This is a genomic window from Bifidobacterium apis (assembly GCF_036986835.1).
In the GTDB taxonomy this organism is placed as follows: Bacteria; Actinomycetota; Actinomycetes; order Actinomycetales; family Bifidobacteriaceae; genus Bombiscardovia; species Bombiscardovia apis_A.
This window is the reverse complement of sequence record NZ_BTXD01000009.1, coordinates 1-1,247: the sequence shown is the minus strand read 5'-3', so window position 1 is coordinate 1,247 and position 1,247 is coordinate 1. Positions and strand designations below refer to the sequence as shown.

The 1,247-nt window shown below is 63.5% G+C and carries 1 pseudogene; it reads right to left on the bottom strand.

The annotated features are described in order from the left end of the window. Window positions 1-1,114, bottom strand: a pseudogene (locus AACP62_RS08295) (IS1249 family transposase); the annotation flags it as partial. Window positions 1,115-1,247: the final 133 nt, after the last annotated feature.

The following is a 1,247-nucleotide window of genomic DNA, read 5'->3' as shown; positions in this document are numbered from 1 at the left end:
TTGATGGCGGTGCCGTAGTGTTCGGGCTCGTCCTGTTCCTGTCTGGTTTCCCGTTTGGGTGCTGGTTGTGGCTGCTGGTGTTCGTCCCTGTTCAGGCTGGCGGGGTCGGGGTTGTCGGTTTTCATGTAGCAGTGCCATTCGCAGGCGCGTCTCATGTGGCTCTCGGGTAGGCCGTGGTGTTGCAGGAGGGTGCGTTTGATGGGTGGGTTGACTCCTCCTTCCAGCCGGTTGGTGGTGCGTTCCACTGGCCCGCCGGCGGTGAGTTCGGGTTCCAGGAAGGCGAAGAGCTGCCTGTCTTGGAAGAGGTGTTCGAGCCTGCGGTAGCAGCGGCTGAGTTCCTGGTGGGTCCACCACCAGGATTGGTGGCTGGCTTTGGGGTTGGCTGGGTCGTCCTTGGCCATGGTGCGTTCGTCGATGAGGGTTTTCCATCTTTCGTGCCAGGCGTTCAAGGCCTCACCCCAACGCACCGCTTCCTCGATGGTATGGACCCGGGTGAGCTGGTCGGAGAGTCGCTTGAGTTCCTTGCCGGCCTGAAGTCGTGGTTTGAGTGTCGGGTCGGTTTTGGTGTTGCGTTGCACGTGCACCAGGCAGCGTTGATGCGCGTGCCCGGCCAGCAGGCATGGCAGGCTTTCTGCACGCCGCGAAGGCCGTCGGTGATGAGCACGTCGGGCCCGGGGATGCGGGAGGACAGGGCCGTGCAGGCCGCCGTGTTCTCCTGATGGCACCACTGCCGGTCGATGACCTGGCCCGTCTGCCCGTCGATCGCCATCAGGAGGCACCAGCCGTGTGCCATATACGTGCCGTCGGCCATGAGCGTGTGATGGACCACCCCGTCCGGTGTGATTGCCGGCTTGATGTTCCAGCACCAGCCGACCCGTTTACGCCAGGCCCTGGCGCCCATGGCCCCCATCTGTTCCCGGGTCCTGCCCGTCAGCGGCCGGTCCGGGAACTCCCTCAACTGCGCGGCGCGGGCCCGGTCCTGCCTGCGCGCGGTGGACGTGATCGAGCAGGACGGACACATCCGGCGCTGCGTGCCTGATCTGTTGCGCCCATGCCTGCGCATCCGCCCATGGCATATGGGGCAATGCCTGGCCCTCTTCGATCTGGTTCTCATTCCCCGATCGAACAGGAACGGGCACCCCTGCAAGACCCCTATTAACAACCCGACCTATTAACAACCACCCAACACGCTTACAGCCACAAGGCCAAACCCCCAACATAAACAACGCGTTTAGTTCCTATAGCCC